13 protein-coding genes are annotated in these 16,283 nt (G+C 68.8%); 8 read left to right on the top strand and 5 right to left on the bottom strand.

Going from position 1 to position 16,283, the window contains the following annotated elements:
- Positions 1-101: 101 nt before the first annotated feature.
- Both DEI89_RS07785 and DEI89_RS07780 read left to right on the top strand, forming a co-directional pair.
- Complete coding sequence (locus DEI89_RS07785) at positions 102-848, top strand: histidine phosphatase family protein (protein WP_110903483.1); 747 nt, start codon at positions 102-104, stop codon at positions 846-848.
- A complete protein-coding gene (locus DEI89_RS07780) occupies positions 841-1,704 on the top strand; it encodes an NAD(P)H-hydrate dehydratase (protein ID WP_110903482.1) in 864 nt (287 codons plus the stop codon). The genes DEI89_RS07785 and DEI89_RS07780 overlap by 8 nt, the downstream gene beginning before the upstream one ends.
- A 163-nt stretch (positions 1,705-1,867) precedes the next feature.
- Here the strand turns inward: DEI89_RS07780 and DEI89_RS07775 are convergent, their stop codons facing one another.
- Both DEI89_RS07775 and DEI89_RS07770 read right to left on the bottom strand, forming a co-directional pair.
- The gene (locus DEI89_RS07775) at positions 1,868-2,722 is read right to left on the bottom strand and encodes a hypothetical protein (RefSeq protein WP_146236714.1); all 855 of its coding nucleotides are present in this window, start codon (positions 2,720-2,722) and stop codon (positions 1,868-1,870) included.
- Positions 2,723-2,748: 26 nt separating this feature from the next.
- Complete coding sequence (locus tag DEI89_RS07770; RefSeq protein ID WP_110903480.1) at positions 2,749-3,186, bottom strand: YdeI/OmpD-associated family protein; 438 nt, start codon at positions 3,184-3,186, stop codon at positions 2,749-2,751.
- A gap of 188 nt (positions 3,187-3,374) precedes the next feature.
- Between DEI89_RS07770 and DEI89_RS07765 the strand changes: the two genes are divergently transcribed.
- The 4 genes from DEI89_RS07765 (at position 3,375) to DEI89_RS07750 (ending at position 7,520) form a co-directional block, all read left to right on the top strand.
- Positions 3,375-4,517 carry an ABC transporter substrate-binding protein gene (locus DEI89_RS07765; protein ID WP_110903479.1) on the top strand — a complete coding sequence of 381 codons (1,143 nt, stop codon included), beginning with the start codon at positions 3,375-3,377 and terminating at the stop codon, positions 4,515-4,517.
- Between the two features lie 5 nt (positions 4,518-4,522).
- Entirely contained in the window at positions 4,523-5,563 is a 1,041-nt protein-coding gene (locus tag DEI89_RS07760) for an ABC transporter permease subunit (protein WP_258366194.1), read from the top strand.
- Between the two features lie 110 nt (positions 5,564-5,673).
- On the top strand, positions 5,674-6,453 hold the full coding sequence (locus DEI89_RS07755; RefSeq protein WP_258368818.1) for an ABC transporter permease: 780 nt from the start codon (positions 5,674-5,676) through the stop codon (positions 6,451-6,453).
- The gene (locus DEI89_RS07750; protein ID WP_110903477.1) at positions 6,450-7,520 is read left to right on the top strand and encodes an ABC transporter ATP-binding protein; all 1,071 of its coding nucleotides are present in this window, start codon (positions 6,450-6,452) and stop codon (positions 7,518-7,520) included. The genes DEI89_RS07755 and DEI89_RS07750 overlap by 4 nt, the downstream gene beginning before the upstream one ends.
- A gap of 59 nt (positions 7,521-7,579) precedes the next feature.
- Here the strand turns inward: DEI89_RS07750 and DEI89_RS07745 are convergent, their stop codons facing one another.
- Positions 7,580-8,059 carry an NUDIX domain-containing protein gene (locus tag DEI89_RS07745; RefSeq protein WP_110903476.1) on the bottom strand — a complete coding sequence of 160 codons (480 nt, stop codon included), beginning with the start codon at positions 8,057-8,059 and terminating at the stop codon, positions 7,580-7,582.
- 74 nt (positions 8,060-8,133) lie between these two features.
- On the opposite strand from DEI89_RS07745, the gene nagB reads away from it, so the two are divergent.
- Positions 8,134-8,919 carry a glucosamine-6-phosphate deaminase gene (nagB, locus tag DEI89_RS07740; protein ID WP_110903475.1) on the top strand — a complete coding sequence of 262 codons (786 nt, stop codon included), beginning with the start codon at positions 8,134-8,136 and terminating at the stop codon, positions 8,917-8,919.
- A gap of 368 nt (positions 8,920-9,287) precedes the next feature.
- On the opposite strand, the gene DEI89_RS07735 is transcribed toward nagB, so the two are convergent.
- Entirely contained in the window at positions 9,288-12,203 is a 2,916-nt protein-coding gene (locus DEI89_RS07735) for an NACHT domain-containing NTPase (protein ID WP_146236713.1), read from the bottom strand.
- A gap of 256 nt (positions 12,204-12,459) precedes the next feature.
- Positions 12,460-13,644 carry a MalY/PatB family protein gene (locus DEI89_RS07730; protein WP_110903473.1) on the bottom strand — a complete coding sequence of 395 codons (1,185 nt, stop codon included), beginning with the start codon at positions 13,642-13,644 and terminating at the stop codon, positions 12,460-12,462.
- Positions 13,645-13,822: 178 nt separating this feature from the next.
- On the opposite strand from DEI89_RS07730, the gene DEI89_RS07725 reads away from it, so the two are divergent.
- A complete protein-coding gene (locus tag DEI89_RS07725) occupies positions 13,823-16,279 on the top strand; it encodes a GH92 family glycosyl hydrolase (RefSeq protein WP_258368817.1) in 2,457 nt (818 codons plus the stop codon).
- The last annotated feature ends 4 nt before the right edge of the window (positions 16,280-16,283 follow it).

Here is a 16,283-nt window from a genome sequence, read left to right as displayed (position 1 = left end):
CCGGACGGGCGGTGCCGTGTGCTGTCCGCCGTGGTCGTGGGTGGCCGCCGGCGGCGGCCGCCCGTGAACCGGTCCAGCGCCTCCCGGCTAGCGTCACGACCATGGCCGTCACCGAGATCTGGCTCGTCCGTCACGGCGAGTCCACCGCGAACGTCGCAGCAGCCGAGGCCGACGCTGCGGGCGCCGACGTCATCGAGGTCGACCACCGGGACGCCGACGTCCCGCTGAGCCCCCTCGGCGAGGAGCAGTCCCGTGCGCTCGGTGCCGAACTCGCCGAGCGCGGGGTCGACGACGTGCCGGTCGTGCTCTGGGTCTCGCCTTACCGTCGAGCGCAGCAGACGATCGGCATCGCGCTCGAGGCCGGCGGCCTCACCGAACCCCCGCGCCGCGTCGACGAACGCCTGCGTGACCGGGAACTCGGCGTCCTCGACCGGCTCACCCGCACCGGGTCCGCGAACCTGCACCCCGACGAGGAGCAGCGTCGGCAGTGGCTCGGCAAGTACTACCACCGGCCGGCCGGCGGCGAGTCCTGGGTCGACGTGATGCTCCGACTGCGCACGCTCTTCGCCGACGTCGACCGCATCGTGGACGCGGACCGTCTGGTGATCGCCGCCCACGATGCCGTCGTCATGCTCGCCATCGCCGTGTGCCTGGACCTCGACGAGCCCGAACTGATGGCCTTCGCGGAGGACCACACCGTCGCGAACGCCTCACTCACCCGACTCCGCCGCGACGCATTCGGCGCCCCGTGGACGCTCGAGGAGTTCTCCGGCACCGGACACCTCGACGAGGACCCGGACGCGGCCGTCACCGAACACGAAGGCCGGAAGGACGACGCCCGTGTCTGAGCCCATCCCCGTCACCCCGAACCTGCTCCGTGAGTGGTCCCTGCCGGAGGTCGGCGGCAGCAAGTACGGCCGCGGCCAGGTGCTCGTCGTCGGTGGCGCCGCGAAGACCCCCGGCGCGGCGATGCTGTCCGCGACCGCAGCCCTCCGTGTCGGCGGTGGACGCCTGACGCTCGCCGTCGCGGGCAGCGTCGCACCACACGTCGCCGTCGCCCTGCCCGAGTCGGGCGTGCAGCCCCTCGCCGAGGACGAGGGCGGCCACGTGGCCGTCGGCGCGATCCAGAGCCTGACGGACGACCTGGCCGCAGCCGACGCGGTGCTCGTCGGCCCGGGGCTCGACGAACCCGAGGGGAGCCGCGACCTCGTCGCCGGACTCGCCGCGGCCGTCGGCGAGGAGACGATCGTCGTCCTGGACGCTTTCGCGCTCGGGGTCGCCGCCGACCTGGTGGACGAGCTCGCCCCGCTGCGTGGCCGGCTCGTGATGACACCGAACTCCGGCGAGGCCGAACGGCTGCTCGGCCGGGACTGCTCCGACGACCACACCGACGCGGCGGAGATCGCCGAGCGCTTCGGGGCGGTCGTCTCCCTCGGCGGGATCATCGCCGCCCCGGACGGTCGGGCGTGGGCGAAGGGCACCGGCGCCGGGGGTCTGGGGACCAGTGGCAGCGGGGACGTCCTCTCCGGTGCGATCACCGGTCTGCTCGCTCGCGGTGCCGACGTCGCGCAGGCGACCGTGTGGGCGACACAGGTGCACGCCGCCGCGGGGGACCGACTGGCGGTGCAGGTCGGGCCGATGGGTTACCTGGCGAGCGAACTGCTCGGCGAGATCCCGCGCGTCCTGGTCGAGTTCGGTGCCTGAGGCGGCGTCCACCGCGTTGGCAGGTGGCGACGATGCTGGTACCGTTCCAAGCAGGAGATCGGTGCAGGCCGCTTCCGGATCACGACCGGAATCCCCACAGAAACGCGGAGACCCAGGTGCAAGTCCTGGCACGTAGCTCAACGAGTAGAGCCCCGTTTTGCCTTCAGCCCTCGCGGCGACGAGCGAGTTCGGACTCGACCTCGGCGCGGGCGAGCCTGAGTGGCCCGTAGTGATGACGGGCGAACCCATGGCACTTCCGTAGCACCGTGGCAGCATGCCCCGCTTGCGGGTGCTCGGTCAGGGCGTCCTCGACCGCCTCACGGATCCAATGGTCTCGTGGAAGCCCGATCTGCAGCAGACCGTTGCACGCTCGATCGATCGCCTTGGTGACGGCGAGCGCCAGCAGCATCTCACCGTGGCCCAGCCGGAGTACGTCGCCCTTCGCCAGCCGTGTGGGATCGCTCCCCGAGGCCTTCGTCCAGGCCAGCACCGCCGCCGGGGAGAGGGCGGACACGGCGTCCACGAGACCCTGGTCCACCCGACCGCCATCGTGGATGACCGCGTTCCGCATCCTGCGCAGGACCGCCAACTGTTCGAGAGGGAGGCCGTCGATGCGCGACCCGCACGCCTGCTGCAGTGCCTCGTGCTGCCCGGCCGACGGCGTCTCTCGAGCGCGTCGGCGTGAGACGAGCTCGGCGTCTGCAGCCATGCCCAGACAGGTCTTCAGGGAGTCCTCGTGGAGCGCAAGGACGTAGGCGATGCTCATCGCGCCGAGGTGGACGTCGGCCTCGGCGAGGATGTCGCTCGCTGCCTCGGCCGTGAGGTTGAAGCGGCGGATGTGCGGCACGTTCGGGTACACCTCGGGCAGGAGCCGGTCAGAACCGCGGTTCAGCTGGAGGAGGTGGTTCGAGAGCTGTGCGCCTGCGAGAAGCCCCATGAGGGCGTTGCTGGCTTCGACTCGGAGGGCTTCGTAGCGGCGGTAGGCGCGGAAACGGACCACCCCGAGCGGTACTGGCATGTGGTACATCATGCCAGTCGACATAGTCACCCGCGAAGCGACTCCACGGCCTTCTCGACCCGCCGCGCGCGGGTCTCCGGCGCCTTCGCCCGTGTCACCGGGTCGACGAGCGCCCGCTGCCGTGACGCCGACAGCGTGTCGAACGCGGCACGGACCCCGGCGGCTGTGAGCGCCTGGTCCAGGTCGTCCGGCACGTCCACGGTCCGCGGCAGGGTGTCCACCTCGAGCGACACCGTCACGGTCTGCCCAGCGACGATGCCCGAGGCCGTCCGGTGCTCCGCGGACAGCGGGACGAGGGCCTGTCCGCCCATCACGCCGACCGTCGAGCGGTAGGTGTAGCCACCGTCGATGGTGACCACGACGGCCGGGCGCCCGCCGGAGCCCAGCGCCTCGATCACCTCGGGCGGGACGGGCAGGCCGGTGGCGTTGACCCGCGCCTGCAGGACGGTCGTCGTGAACTCCATGCGGGCCTCCCGGCTGCTCGATCACCGGCGGACCGAGATCACGCAGAACCGTACAGGCGCACGCGCTGTTCTGCCACCGTTCACCGTTCGAGCACGGACCGGAAACCGGCCGCGTCCACGATCGTCCCGACCGGCGCTCCCAGCCGGACCGGCCCGACGGGTCGGACCCGAACACGGAAGGCTTCCCCGTGCAGTACAAGCGCACCCTCACCGGCCTGGCATTCGCCGCAGCGGCCGTCGTCACCCTCGCCGGCTGCTCGGCCACGAGCTCCGCCTCGACGAGCAGCGGCGACGCGAGCTGGAAGACCGCCACGAGCGCCGAGGGCGCCGGCGGCATGGACGCCCTGGTGAAGGCCGCGAAGGCGGAGGGGCAGCTCAACGTCATCGCGCTCCCGCCGAGCTGGGCGAACTACGGCGAGATCATCGACGGCTTCACGAAGAAGTACGGCATCAAGATCAACTCCGCCAACCCGAACGGGTCGAGCGCCGACGAGGTCGCCGCCGTGAAGTCGCAGAAGGGCCAGTCGACGGCTCCCGACGTGCTCGACCTCGGCAACGCCGTGCTGCAGCAGAACCTCGGGCTGCTGACGGACTACAAGGTCGCGAACTGGAGCGACATCCCCACGGACCTGAAGGAGAAGGACGGCGCCTGGACCCGGGACTACACGGGCCTGATGTCGATCGGCTACGACTCGTCGAAGATCACGGACGCACCGGAGGACCTGAACGACCTGCTCGGCGCCGAGTACAAGGGCAAGGTCTCGATCGCCGGTGACCCCACCCAGGCGAACCAGGCCGCCAGCGCGGTCTACCTCGCGGCGCTCGAGAACGGCGGCTCGGCCGACGACATCAGCAAGGGCGTCGACTACTTCGGCGAGCTCAAGCAGGCCGGCAACTTCCAGAACGTGTTGCCGACGCAGGCCACGGTCGCCTCGGGTGAGACCCCGGTCGTCGTCCAGTGGTCCTACAACAACCTGGCCTGGGGCCCGGCAGCCGGCGCGAGCGGCAACGAGCACTGGAAGACCGTCGTCCCCGAGGGGCAGGCGCTCAGCTCCTACTACTCGCAGGCGATCAACAAGGACGCCCCGCACCCCGCGGCCGCCCGCCTGTGGCAGGAGTACATCGCAAGCCCCGACGCCCAGAACCTGTACCTGCAGGCCGGTGCGTTCCCGTCCACCCTCGCCGCGCTCCAGGAGTCGGGCAAGGTCGACGAGGACGCGCTGCAGGCCGCCGGTGGCGCACCGAAGGACTCCGTCGAGCTGACCGACGCGCAGGTGACCGCGGCCGCGAAGGTCCTGGCGGCCGAGTGGTCGTCCACGATGGGCTCCTGAGCAGCATGACCACCGCATCGGCCCCCGGCACCGCCGGAGTCCCGGCCGCCGGGGTGTCCGCCGCCGGGGTCCCCGGCGCCACGGTCCCGGCCGCCACGGTCCCGGCCGCCACGCTCGTCACGAGCGAGCAGGCGACCGCGACCCGCGCGGGCACGACGGCCGATGCCACCGCCCGCCGCGGCGCCGGACCCCGTGTCCGGCGCCGCGGCGGCGTCGCGTGGCTCGGTCTCACCCCGTTCGCGGCGTACGTGCTGCTCTTCCTCGCCGTCCCGGCGCTGATCGCCGTCGGGTCCGGGTTCTTCGACGCGTCGGGCCACCCGACGCTCGCGAACCTGGCCGCGCTCGGCGACTCCAGCGTGCTGCGGGCCTTCGGCGGCTCGTTCGGGCTGTCCGCAGCCTCGGCCGTGATCGGCGCGGTGATCGGTGCGCTCGTGTGCTGGGCGCTCGCCGCGCTCCGGCCGGACGGCATCGTCCGGTCGATGATCGACTCCGCTGCCAGCGTGCTGGCCCAGTTCGGCGGTGTGATGCTCGCCTTCGCGTTCATCGCGACGATCGGCACGCAGGGACTGGTCACGGCGTGGCTGGTGTCCACCTTCCACTGGGACCTCAACGCCGACGGCGCCTTCCTCTACACGGTGCCCGGCCTGGTGATCCCCTACGTGTACTTCCAGGTACCGCTCATGGTCCTCACCTTCATGCCCGCACTCGAGGGCGTCAAGACGCAGTGGGGCGAGGCCGCGGCGACGCTCGGAGCATCGCGCGCCACCTACTGGCGTCGCGTGGCGCTGCCCGTGCTCGCGCCGGCGTTCTGGGGATCGCTGCTGCTGCTGTTCGCGAACGGGTTCTCGTCGTTCGCGACCGCCGCCGCGCTCATCTCGCAGGGCGGCATCGTCCCGCTGACGATCCGCGCGCAGCTCACCAGCGAGACGATCATCGGCCTGCAGAACGTGGCCGGGGTCCTGGCGCTCGGCATGGTCGTCGTGATGGCGGTCGTCATGACGGCGTACTCGCTGCTGCAGCGCCGAGCGGCCCGGTGGCAACGATGAGCGCGGGAGCGCCGGCACGTCCGGCACGTCCGGTACGTCCCGCTCGGACTGGAGGCCCGGCCCGCGTCCCACAGTTCGGCGCGGCCCCGTCACGGGGCACCGCAGCGGTCGTGTTGGTCGTCGTCGGACTCCTCTTCGCCGTGCCGCTGGCCGCGCTGGCCCAGTTCACGTTCCGCCGGGGCACCGACGGCAGCCTGAGCACGGCGCACTACAGGGCCCTGGCGGACCCGGCGAACGCGGGCACCTACCAGCCGGTCTTCGACGGCCTCGGGGCCTCGCTGGTCATCGCGGTCATCGCCGTCGCGATCGTCGTGCTCGTGCTCCTGCCCGCACAGGTCATCACCGCCCTGCACCACCCGCGGCTCCGACGCATCCTGGAGTTCGTCTGCCTGGTGCCGATCACGGTGCCGGTGGTCGTCCTCGTCGTCGGGTTCGTGCCCGTCTACCAGGTCGTGGCCCAGCTCTTCGGGTCCGGCGCCTGGACGCTCTCCTTCGCCATCGGCGTCGTCGCGCTGCCGTTCGCCTTCCGTCCGATCTCCGCCGCGATCACCGCGATGGACCTCATCACGTTGACCGAGGCCGCTCGATCCCTCGGCGCCTCGTGGTGGACGGTGACCTGGCGGGTGCTCCTGCCGAACCTGCGACGGGGGATCCTCGCCGCGTGCTTCCTCACGATCACGGTCGTCCTGGGCGAGTACACCCTGGCGTCGTTCCTCTCCCGCACCACCTTCCAGACGGCGCTGCTCCTCGTGCAGGGGACCGACCCGTACGTCGCGGCGATCTTCTCGCTCGGCGCCCTGGTCTTCGGCTTCCTGCTGCTCGTCGCCATCGGCCGGATCGGGCAGCGCCGCACGCGCGTCCGTCGCTCCCACCCCAAGGACCCCGCATGACCACCACCGCACCCGCGGCCCCCGCGTCCCTGTCCGGCACCGGCGCCGTCGTCGAACTCGAGGCGGTCGAGAAGCGCTACGGCGCCCACCGGGCACTCGCCGGGTTGTCACTGCGCGTCGAGCCGGGCGAGTTCCTGTCGCTCCTCGGCCCCTCCGGGTGCGGCAAGACGACCGCGCTCCGTGCCCTCGCCGGGCTCGAGGCCATCGACGCCGGCGCGATCCGCATCGACGGCGAGGACGTGGCGAACACCCCCGCGAACAAGCGCGACATGGGGATGGTCTTCCAGCAGTACTCGCTGTTCCCGCACATGACCGTGCGGCAGAACGTGGCGTTCGGCCTCGAGATGCGCAGGGTGCCGTCGTCCGCGCGGAAGTCCCGGGTCGTCGACGCGCTCGACATGGTGCACCTCGCCGACTTCGCCGACCGGTTCCCGCACCAGCTCTCCGGTGGGCAGCAGCAGCGCGTGGCACTCGCCCGCGCGCTCGTCACCCGTCCCCGCGTCCTGCTCCTCGACGAGCCGCTGTCCGCACTCGACGCCAAGGTGCGGGTGTCCCTCCGCGAGGAGATCCGCCGTATCCAGTCCGACCTCGGCATCACCACGGTCTTCGTCACGCACGACCAGGAGGAGGCGCTCGCCGTCTCCGACCGGATCGCGGTGATGAACGCGGGCGACATCGAGCAGATCGGGACGCCCGAGGAGCTCTACCGCTCCCCGTCGTCGGCGTTCACGGCGGACTTCGTCGGGCAGTCGAACCGACTCGGCGGTGACCTGCGCGGCGGCGACGTGTTCGTCTACGGGTTCCGGGTCCCCGCACTCGACCTCTCCGTGGCGGACGGTCCCGTGCTCGCCTACGTCCGGCCGGAGGACATCGCGTTCGCTCCCGAGGGCGTCACCGGCACCGTCGTCTCCTCGAGCTTCCTCGGGTCGATCCGGCGCACCACGGTCCGGCTCGACGACGACACCATCGTCACGGTCCAGCACGAGGTCGGTGACCGACGCGCGTCCGGTGAGCCCGTGGCGGTCCGGCTGCTCGGCGCTCCGGTGGCGGTGGCACCCGTCTCCTGATCGCAGCCGTCTCCTGACTGCAGGGGACGCGGCGGGGGTGGGGCGTGCCTCCCGTCCGGTCAGCGCTCGAAGCGCGCCGCGACCTCGTCGGCCAGGACCGCGTCGACCCGTCGGCGCATGTTCTCGGGCATGTCCGGGAGGCTCGTGACCGGTGCCCAGAAGGCCTCCGTGTTCTCGCCGTCGGCCGGGTACGGGTCCCCGGAGACCCAGCGGCAGGCGAAGACGAGGTCCATGTACTGGGCCCGGTCGCCGTTCGGGTAGGTCATCGGTTCGAGCGTCTGCACCCACGCGAGTCGCTCGGCGACGGCGACGACGTCGGCCTCCTCGAGGACCTCGCGCTCGGCGGCCACGGCGGGTTCCTCACCGGGATCCACGATGCCGGTGACCGGGGTGAGTGCGCCGTTGTCGGCGCGGCGGACGACGAGGAGTTCGCGGTCGTCGCGGTCGCCGCGGGTGACGACCGCGGTGACGCCGGTGAGCCAGAGCAGCTCGGTGCCGACCTTCTCGCGCAGGGACAGGACGAAGTCGGGGGTGGGCATGCCGCCACGCTACCGGGGTCGCCCGGAGCGTCCGACCCCTGTCGCCCACTGGTCATGACCAGTAGGCTGACGGTGTGGAGATCATCATCCTGCCCACTCCGGCGGAGGTCGGTCGCGTCGCCGCGGCCAAGATCGCGTCGGTCGTCACGGAGAAGCCGTCCGCGGTCGTCGGACTCGCCACGGGCTCGAGCCCCGAGGGCATCTACGCCGACCTGCGTCGTCGTGTCGAGGCCGGCGAGCTGTCGTTCGCGCAGGCCCGCGGGTTCGCGCTCGACGAGTACGTCGGCATCCCCCTCGAACACCCGGAGTCGTACGCCAGCGTCATCGCCCGCGACGTCGTCGGGCCGCTCGGCTTCGACCCGACCCGGGTCCGTGTGCCGGACGGCCGTGCCGGGGACCTGGCGTTCGCCGCGAAGGAGTACGACGCCGCCATCCGAGCCGCCGGCGGTGTCGACGTGCAGATCCTCGGCATCGGCGCGAACGGGCACATCGGGTTCAACGAGCCGACGTCCTCGTTCGCGTCCCGGACCCGCATCAAGACCCTCGCGCCGTCCACACGCGAGGCGAACGCCCGGTTCTTCGACTCGCCCGACCAGGTGCCGACGCACTGCATGACGCAGGGGCTCGGCACCATCCTCGAGGCCCGCGAGCTCGTCCTCGTCGCCCAGGGCTCGGCGAAGGCGGACGCGATCGCCGCCGCGGTCGAGGGGCCGCTGTCCTCCTTCGTGCCGGGCTCCGCGCTGCAGCTGCACGAGCACGCCACGGTCGTCGTCGACGAAGAGGCCGCCGCGGGCCTCCGGCTCGCCGACTACTACCGCTACACGTACGCGAACAAGCCGGAGTGGCAGCGCTTCGAGTAGCCCGAGACGCCGGCCCAAGTCCGGCGGCTTTTTCTTCGCCGAGTCGGCGCGGTCGCCGGTGTTCTGCGTCGAACGGACCTATCAACGCAATAAACGGCCATGGCCCCTGCCCGCGATGCGAGTCAAGGTGTAACGATTTGCGTGAGGGACGTCGGTTGCACGCTTGCACCGCTTGATTGGCAAATTGCGCAACCTACAACGTAGGACTACACCAAGAGTGAGGGCCTTCTCCGCACTGCGGCTACGACTGGGCCCGCAGAGTGGCTACGCTTCTACAAGACAGGACATCTCTCGTTCGAGATCGCGTGCGTACTGATGTATGAATAACCGCCGATGGTTGCTGGATTAGGGGCACTTGTACCCCGAGATCAGTACCTAAGAAAACCGTGGCCAGCTGATGACGCCCAAACCTGAAGTCGATCCTGAAGATTGTCGTTCTGGATGCGAGTTAAGGCGCTTTCAGGGCCCCACTGGCCGTCGCGCGCGGCCGCGAGAGCGTCTTGTAGGACTGACAGGGAGTTGATTGCTGTTTCCGTGAATGGTTCGCCCCCCTTCATTTCAGCCATCACGCAACTGAGCACCGCAATCATTGCCCACTGGCGATTTGATAGGACAGGAGCGTCGTCGTTTCTTCGCCGACCAAAGGGGTCAAGGTGCAAGTGAAGCTGGGTAAGGCCTGCCGAAGCAAAAGGCCCAGTTATACTGTTCATTAGGGGCTCGAGATCTTCCAACAGGGTGCCCAGCCATCGCCCCGATTCTTTGTCGAATTGCTCAAACATCGCAGGTGTCCAGATTCGATAACTTGCAACCATTGCAAAGGCGACACAATGGTATCGATCATCGGTGAGGGGCGGGATTTGCCTCCCAGTCTTGTAGAACAGGAAGTCTAGTGGCGCACCGCCGCGCCGAATGGTCAAATCCACTATCTCGTCGGCGTCGACGCAGCCAGCAAAGTACCCAGTCAAAAGCTCGTCATAGTCATGTTCCTCCCCCTCGCCCCACGTTTCAATGAAGCGGCTTCGGAAAAACCTTCGCTCTCGGCCGTTGGCTTCTGAGAGGCAACTCGCCGTGAGTCGAAGGGCGTCGCGGCGACCAGTGATTCCTGATGCGATTTTCGCGTCAACGTAGTTCTGCAATTCAGTGAGCAGGACGTATTCACCGCTGCGATCGAGGGCGTAAAGCGCTCTCATTGAGTAGTTCAGCACCGAGTGGACGGCATCGTCCGCGAAGTTCACCTCGATCAGATCGGACATCATGGCAAATGTCTTGCGTAGGAGGCCGGGGGTCGAGGGCATGTCCGCGAGGCATCGAACGACGAAGGTCAGCACGTTCGCGCGATAATCAACTGAACGGTTTTTCCCCGCCGCGGACTCCATCAACCGCTCGAGAACACGCTCGGCGCCCCGGAGAACGGACCGATTGGTTATTTGTACCGCCAGTTGTCCCGCGGTGTCCCACTCATTGCGAGCGACGCGCTTGACAAGGGCCAGCGCCAGCTTTTGAGGATCTGGATAAATGCGGGTGAACTGCGCTGCGGCGTAATACTCTAGAAAAGTCCGATGTACGAAAGCGAAGAGGGGTTCGTCGTCAGGACTGAGTCCGACTTCCGTGAGGACCCAAGCTCTGCCCTTGCAGAACCGGATAAATTCTTTCGCGGCTGCTCGCGATCTTGTTTCACTATCGTATGCATGCTCGCTGAAGAACGACGCAATCTCTTCTACGAGTGGCCCTTCCGCGACTCCAACGCCACCCTCGTCATTAGTGAATATCCAGTAAGCAAGGTGCTTGAGGGCTTCCTCGATGAGGTCGTCAAAGTCAAAGTCGTAAGTAAGCCCGCGGCTTCGATCCCAAGTCTCGAAGAGAAGCTCGGTGCACTTCTCGTAGACACCAATCCGGTGCCGCGGAAGGTAATTTTGACCGCGATAAATAATGCAAAGAAGCGAGAGCAGAAGCGGGTTGGTACGGAGTTCAGTAATCGACTCGCTCTCACTAAGAAAAGCGTTGCAGACCTGGTCCATTGTCTTGCCATCGTCAAGTTGCAACTCGACGGCATTCAATTCAAACCATTTGGTGGTATACGAAATGACGTCGTCTTCGTTGTAGCTGGTTAGCTCGACTGCCTCGAAAACTGCCCGATCGAGTGCCGCCTCGTTATACCCAACCTTTCGGGAGGTAACCAAAAGAGGAGTCGACGGAAAGGCGGCGGAGAAGAGCTCAACCTTTTCTGCCATCGTTCGCCGAGCCGTCGGATCGAGCAACTCATCGAGCCCATCGAGGAGAACAAACGCTTTCCCTTCACGTAATATAGACTCAATCAGACCTGCAGGCGGCGCCGTGCTTTCATAGCGTGGGGCAATACTCACTTCGATGTAGTTAGCCAGAGAGCTGGAGTCCATGCTCTTCGCGTAATCGCGGAGGATGACGACGAGCGGAACGCGGTTTTCGATGGAACTCGCGAGGCGATGCGCGATTGCATTTGTTGCGGTTGACTTTCCGCCCCCGGGAGTTCCCAAGATCACCGTGCGGTCAACTCGGTCAATCATGTCGTAGACGGTGACTGAAGCCTCGAGCTTGTCGCTAGTGATCCGACCGGGGACATAAATGTCATCAAGAGGGATTGGTGTTCGCTTGGTGTTATCGGGCGGCGTTATAATGCCATGTTTCCGCATGCACTGTTGCTTGAATTTAGCTAACCATGCTTGATCCGTAGCAGCATCGCGGCGGCCTGATTTATCGATCGCCGCTACATCGCGTTCAATGCTGTCGACTGTTTGTTGCAGAAGGAGCGAAGCGGCACGAATCTGAGCCAGCGCGTTCGATTCTGGTGTCCGGTTGGCGTCAATGAGCGCGGGCTCCATAGACGAATGCAACGCGTCTAGGAGTGAGTGTGTCTCTGCCTCCGTCAAGGACGTCGATTCGACGTCCAAAAGCTCCTTTAGTAGCCTGCTGAGGCTCGACTTTCTTTCTTCATACTTGTCGAGGAAGGTCGCGGCTGCAAGTTGATGCAGCATGGTGCGACCAGTAGGAGTCGCGAGGGCGGCAGTTATTGTACGGGAGTCGGTAGTCACGCCAGCGGCAGCAGCCAAAGCAATACCAGATGGTTGCAAGCTGTTGGCGCTCCAATCAAGGAGCTGAAGAATATCCGGCGTGAGGCGGTTCCCCTTGAAGCGGGTGGCGGCAACTCGACCCACGCGTTGGATCGTCGTAGAAACTGCGTCAGAGACGAGGTTTGCAAGGATCGGATCAGCGGCTGATCCGATCGCTTGCAAGCTAAGCTGGTCCACAATGACCTTTCTTGAGGCTTCAGCGCCTGGGCTGACGGCTGAGAGTGCCTATCTTGGTCAGCCTAAGCGAGGGAGAATCCCGTCGAACACCATATCGATCTGGCACCTGCAACTCAACCGGGGAGGTAGAAAGGGGCGTTGTCTGTTTCCGGTGCGTTGAGCGGCCCGAAGTGGACGGATGCAAGCGCAAGCTTGTTCGCTAGTGGGCCCTCGCTTGCGCTCAGCTGGCGCGGGTGTTTTTGGCGGTGGTGAGCCGTCACCGGTCAGGAAGAGCAACCGGGGCGGCGAGGCGCGCCAACCCCTCGCGCAGGGTCTCCTCGGAGCAGCCGAAGTTGAGCCGGGCGTGCCCGACCCCCTGCCGCCCGAAGTCCCGCCCGTTCGACAGCGCGACCCGCGCCTCGTCCACGAGCCGGAGGGCCGGGTCGTCGCCCCACGGCAGCGCCCGCAGGTCGAGCCACGCCAGGTACGACGCCTGCGGCTGCCGGTAGCCCGCTCCGGGGAGCGCTCCGCCGAGCTCCTCGGCCAGGACCCGTCGGTTGGCCGCGAGTTCGGCGAGCAGGGACGCCAGCCACGGGCCGCCCTCGGTGAAGGCCGCCACGCTCGCCGTGTACCCGAGGATGCCGGTGCGCTCGACGACCTCCGTCGGCAGGGCGTCGAACCACCCGCGGGCACGGTCCGACGCCCCGACCATGAGCGCGCACTTCGTCCCGGCCAGGTTGAACGCCTTGCTCGCGCTCGTCAGGGCGACACCGACGGCCGCGGCCTCGGGGCACGAGGCGAGGAACGGCGTGAAGGTCGCGTCGGCGTGCACGAGCGGGGCGTGGATCTCGTCCGACACCACGACGGCGTCCCACTCCGCGGCGAGCCGTGCCAGCGCCGCCAGGGACTCCCGGTCGTGCACCAGGCCGAGGGGGTTGTGCGGGTTGCAGAGCAGCACCGTGCGGGCGCCCTCGGCGAACGCACGCCGGAGGCCGTCCAGGTCCATCCGCCACCCGGCCGTCGTGTCGTACGGGTCGGCCGGTCCGTCGGGGGCCAGGAGCGGCACCTCGGTGACGGAGCCGCCGGCCTCGGTCACGTACTCCCAGAACGGTGCGTACACGGGCGGCATGACGACCACCTGGTCGCCGGGCTCGATGACCCGGCGCAGCGTCTCGACCGCGGCGACGGAGACGTCCGTCGTGGTCCGGACGAGGTCGGGGTCCACCGTCCACCCCCACCGGTCGGCGGCGAAGTCGGCGAAGGCCTCCGGCAGGGCGCGGCCGTGCCCGACGTACCCGGTGTCCCCGTCGGTGACGGCCCGGACCAGGGCGTCCCGGACCGGCTCGGCGAGGGCGCAGTCCATCTCGGCGACGAACATCGGCAGGACCTCCGGCCCGTAGGCGGTGTACTTCTCGCTCGTGCGGGTCCGGCGGGCATCGAACACGGAGACCATGACGCTCATGCGGGTCATCCTCGCAGGACGGGCCGCGGTCGACCAGGGGGCGATCGCACCACCGTGACCGGCCGACGACCGGGGTCGCGACACCGGCCGGAGCGCCGGGCGACGACCACGTGAACAGCACCCGACCGCTCCGTGACACCGCGTGCGCCCCCCGTCCGAGGGGGCTAGCGTCGCCCTCGTGACCCGTTCCCGCGTGCACCGTCGCCCGCTCCTCCGTCCGGTCCCGCTCGCCGCGGCGGCCACGATCGCCGCGCTCCTCGGCACCGGGGTGGTGGCGGCCCCCGCGTCCGCGGCCTCCGCGACCGTGGCGAGCCCGGCCTCCCGGCCGGTGACCGACCCCGCCGCATCGGTCGACCCGTTCATCGGGACCAGCCACGACGGCAACACCTGGCCGGGCGCGACCGCGCCGTTCGGGATGCTGCAGTGGAGCCCGACCGGCACCAGGGGCGACCAGACCTCGACCCCGGTCGCGAACGGCTACTCCTACGACGTCAACCGCCTGCGCGGGTTCAGCCTGACGCACCTCAACGGCGCCGGCTGTGCGCCGGGAGCCGCGGGTGACGTGCCGATCATGCCGATCACGACGGCGGTCACGGCCTCGCCGTCGGCCGACACCACCGACGCCGTCTACGCCGCGGGGTACTCCCACGACCAGGAGTCGGCGAGCCCCGGCCGCTACGGCGTCCAGCTCGACAACGGCGTCCGCACCGACCTCGCGGTCACCACGCGTGCCGGCATCGGCGAGTTCGCCTTCCCCGCCGGCGAGGACGCGAACCTGCTGTTCCGCACCTCGAACTCGATCAACGGCAGCGAAGCCGCCGACACCCGCGTCGACGCCCGGACCCGCACGGTGAGCGGCAGCGTCCTGACCGGTGGCTTCTGCAGCCGTCGCGGCAACGGCGGCGGCGCCACCAACCCGGACCGCCGCAGCTACTACCGCCTCTACTTCACCGCCACCTTCGACCGCGACTTCACGAGCACCGGCACCTGGAAGGACGGCACCGTCCAGCCGGGAGGCACGCGCGCCTCCGGCGGGGAGGGCTACCTGACCGGGGCCGACCGTGCCGGACGTGGCTCCGGCGCATGGGTCGGGTTCGACGCGCGTCGCGGTGCCACCGTGCACGCGAAGATCGGCATCTCGTACGTCAGCGCCGCCGGCGCGGTCGCGAACCGCGACGCCGAGGTGCGGCGGCACGCGACGGTCGCCAGTGTCGCGGCGGGGACACGGGCCTCCTGGAACCGCGAACTGTCCCGCATCCGGGTCGGCGGCGGCACCGCTGACCGGACCACGCAGCTGTACACGTCGGTGTACCACGCGCTCATGCAGCCGAACACGCTGAACGACCGGGACGGCCGTTACCTCGGGCCGGACATGCGGGTGCACCGCATCGACCACGGGCACGCGGCCGTCTACGGCACGTACTCCGGGTGGGACCAGTACCGGGCGCAGATCCAGCTGCTCGCCCTGCTCCGACCGGACGTCGCCGGGGACATGGCCCAGTCCATGCTGCGGTTCGCCCAGCAGAACGGCGGCGTCTGGGACCGGTGGCTGCACCTCGGCGCTCCGACCCACGTGATGACGGGCGACCCCTCGGCCGCGACGCTCGCCACCTGGTACGCGATGGGCGTCCGGAACTTCGACGTACAAGCCGCGTACCAGTCGCTGAAGCGGCAGGCGACCGTGGAGAACGCGGACGCCGAGAGCGAGATCGGCTGCCCGGGGCAGTGCCTGACACAACGACCCGCGCTCGACGAGTACCTGCAGCGGCAGTACGCCGCCAACGACGACTGCTCGTGCTGGGGCGGGGCCGCCGAGACGCTCGAGGACTCGATCTCCGACAGTGCGCTCGGCTCCTGGGCGGGATCCATGGGGCTGCGCTCCGACGCCCGGATGTTCGCGGAACGCGGGACGTACTGGAAGAACACGTTCAACGCGGCCGTCGGGTACCAGGCAGCGCGCCAGGCCGACGGGTCGTGGGCGCCCGGGTGGTCACCGTCCACCGGGACCGGCTTCGCACAGGGGACCAGCGCGCAGTACACCTGGCTCGTGCCGCAGGACGTCAGCGGGCTCTCCGCCGCGCTGGGTGGCGACGCCGCCGCGGTGGCCCGACTCGACGCGTTCTTCCACGACGCAGCGGGGAACTTCGCGGTGACCGGCGGCGACGCCACGAAGTTCGACCCGACGAACGAGCCCGACATCCACACGCCATGGATGTACAACGCGCTCGGACAGCCGTGGAAGACGCAGGAGACCGTGCGCCGGGTCATCGACGACGCCTACGGCACCGGGCCCGGCGGGCTGCCGGGGAACGACGACCTCGGCACGATGAGCGCCTGGTACGTCTTCGCCTCGATCGGACTCTTCCCGCAGACGCCGGGCCGTGCCGAAATGCTCATCGGCAGCCCGACGTTCAGCACGGTCGACATCCGGCGGTCGAGCGGCCAGCGGATCGTCATCCGGTCCTCGGGCACCGAACAGTACGTGCAGGGCGCACGGCTCGACGGTCGGACCCTGACGAAGTCGTGGGTGCCGGCGTCCTTCGTGAACCGGGGTGGCACGCTGTCGCTCCGGGTCGGGAGCACTCCGGACACGAAGTGGGCGACCGCTCCGCGCGACCGGCCGCAGGACCGGTAGGCGC

Origin of the sequence: Curtobacterium sp. MCBD17_030 (assembly GCF_003224255.1) — a bacterium.
Classification (GTDB): domain Bacteria; phylum Actinomycetota; class Actinomycetes; order Actinomycetales; family Microbacteriaceae; genus Curtobacterium.
Note: the sequence above shows the minus strand (reverse complement) of the source record. Positions and strands in the feature narration are given on the sequence as shown.

Excerpts from the sequence above, each read along its gene's own strand:
- DEI89_RS07785 (WP_110903483.1), top strand. The coding sequence starts at position 102 with ATGGCCGTCACCGAGATCTGGCTCGTCCGTCACGGCGAGTCCACCGCG.
- DEI89_RS07775 (WP_146236714.1), bottom strand. The coding sequence starts at position 2,722 with ATGCCAGTACCGCTCGGGGTGGTCCGTTTCCGCGCCTACCGCCGCTAC.
- DEI89_RS07770 (WP_110903480.1), bottom strand. The coding sequence starts at position 3,186 with ATGGAGTTCACGACGACCGTCCTGCAGGCGCGGGTCAACGCCACCGGC.
- DEI89_RS07760 (WP_258366194.1), top strand. The coding sequence starts at position 4,523 with ATGACCACCGCATCGGCCCCCGGCACCGCCGGAGTCCCGGCCGCCGGG.
- DEI89_RS07750 (WP_110903477.1), top strand. The coding sequence starts at position 6,450 with ATGACCACCACCGCACCCGCGGCCCCCGCGTCCCTGTCCGGCACCGGC.
- DEI89_RS07745 (WP_110903476.1), bottom strand. The coding sequence starts at position 8,059 with ATGCCCACCCCCGACTTCGTCCTGTCCCTGCGCGAGAAGGTCGGCACC.
- DEI89_RS07730 (WP_110903473.1), bottom strand. The coding sequence starts at position 13,644 with ATGAGCGTCATGGTCTCCGTGTTCGATGCCCGCCGGACCCGCACGAGC.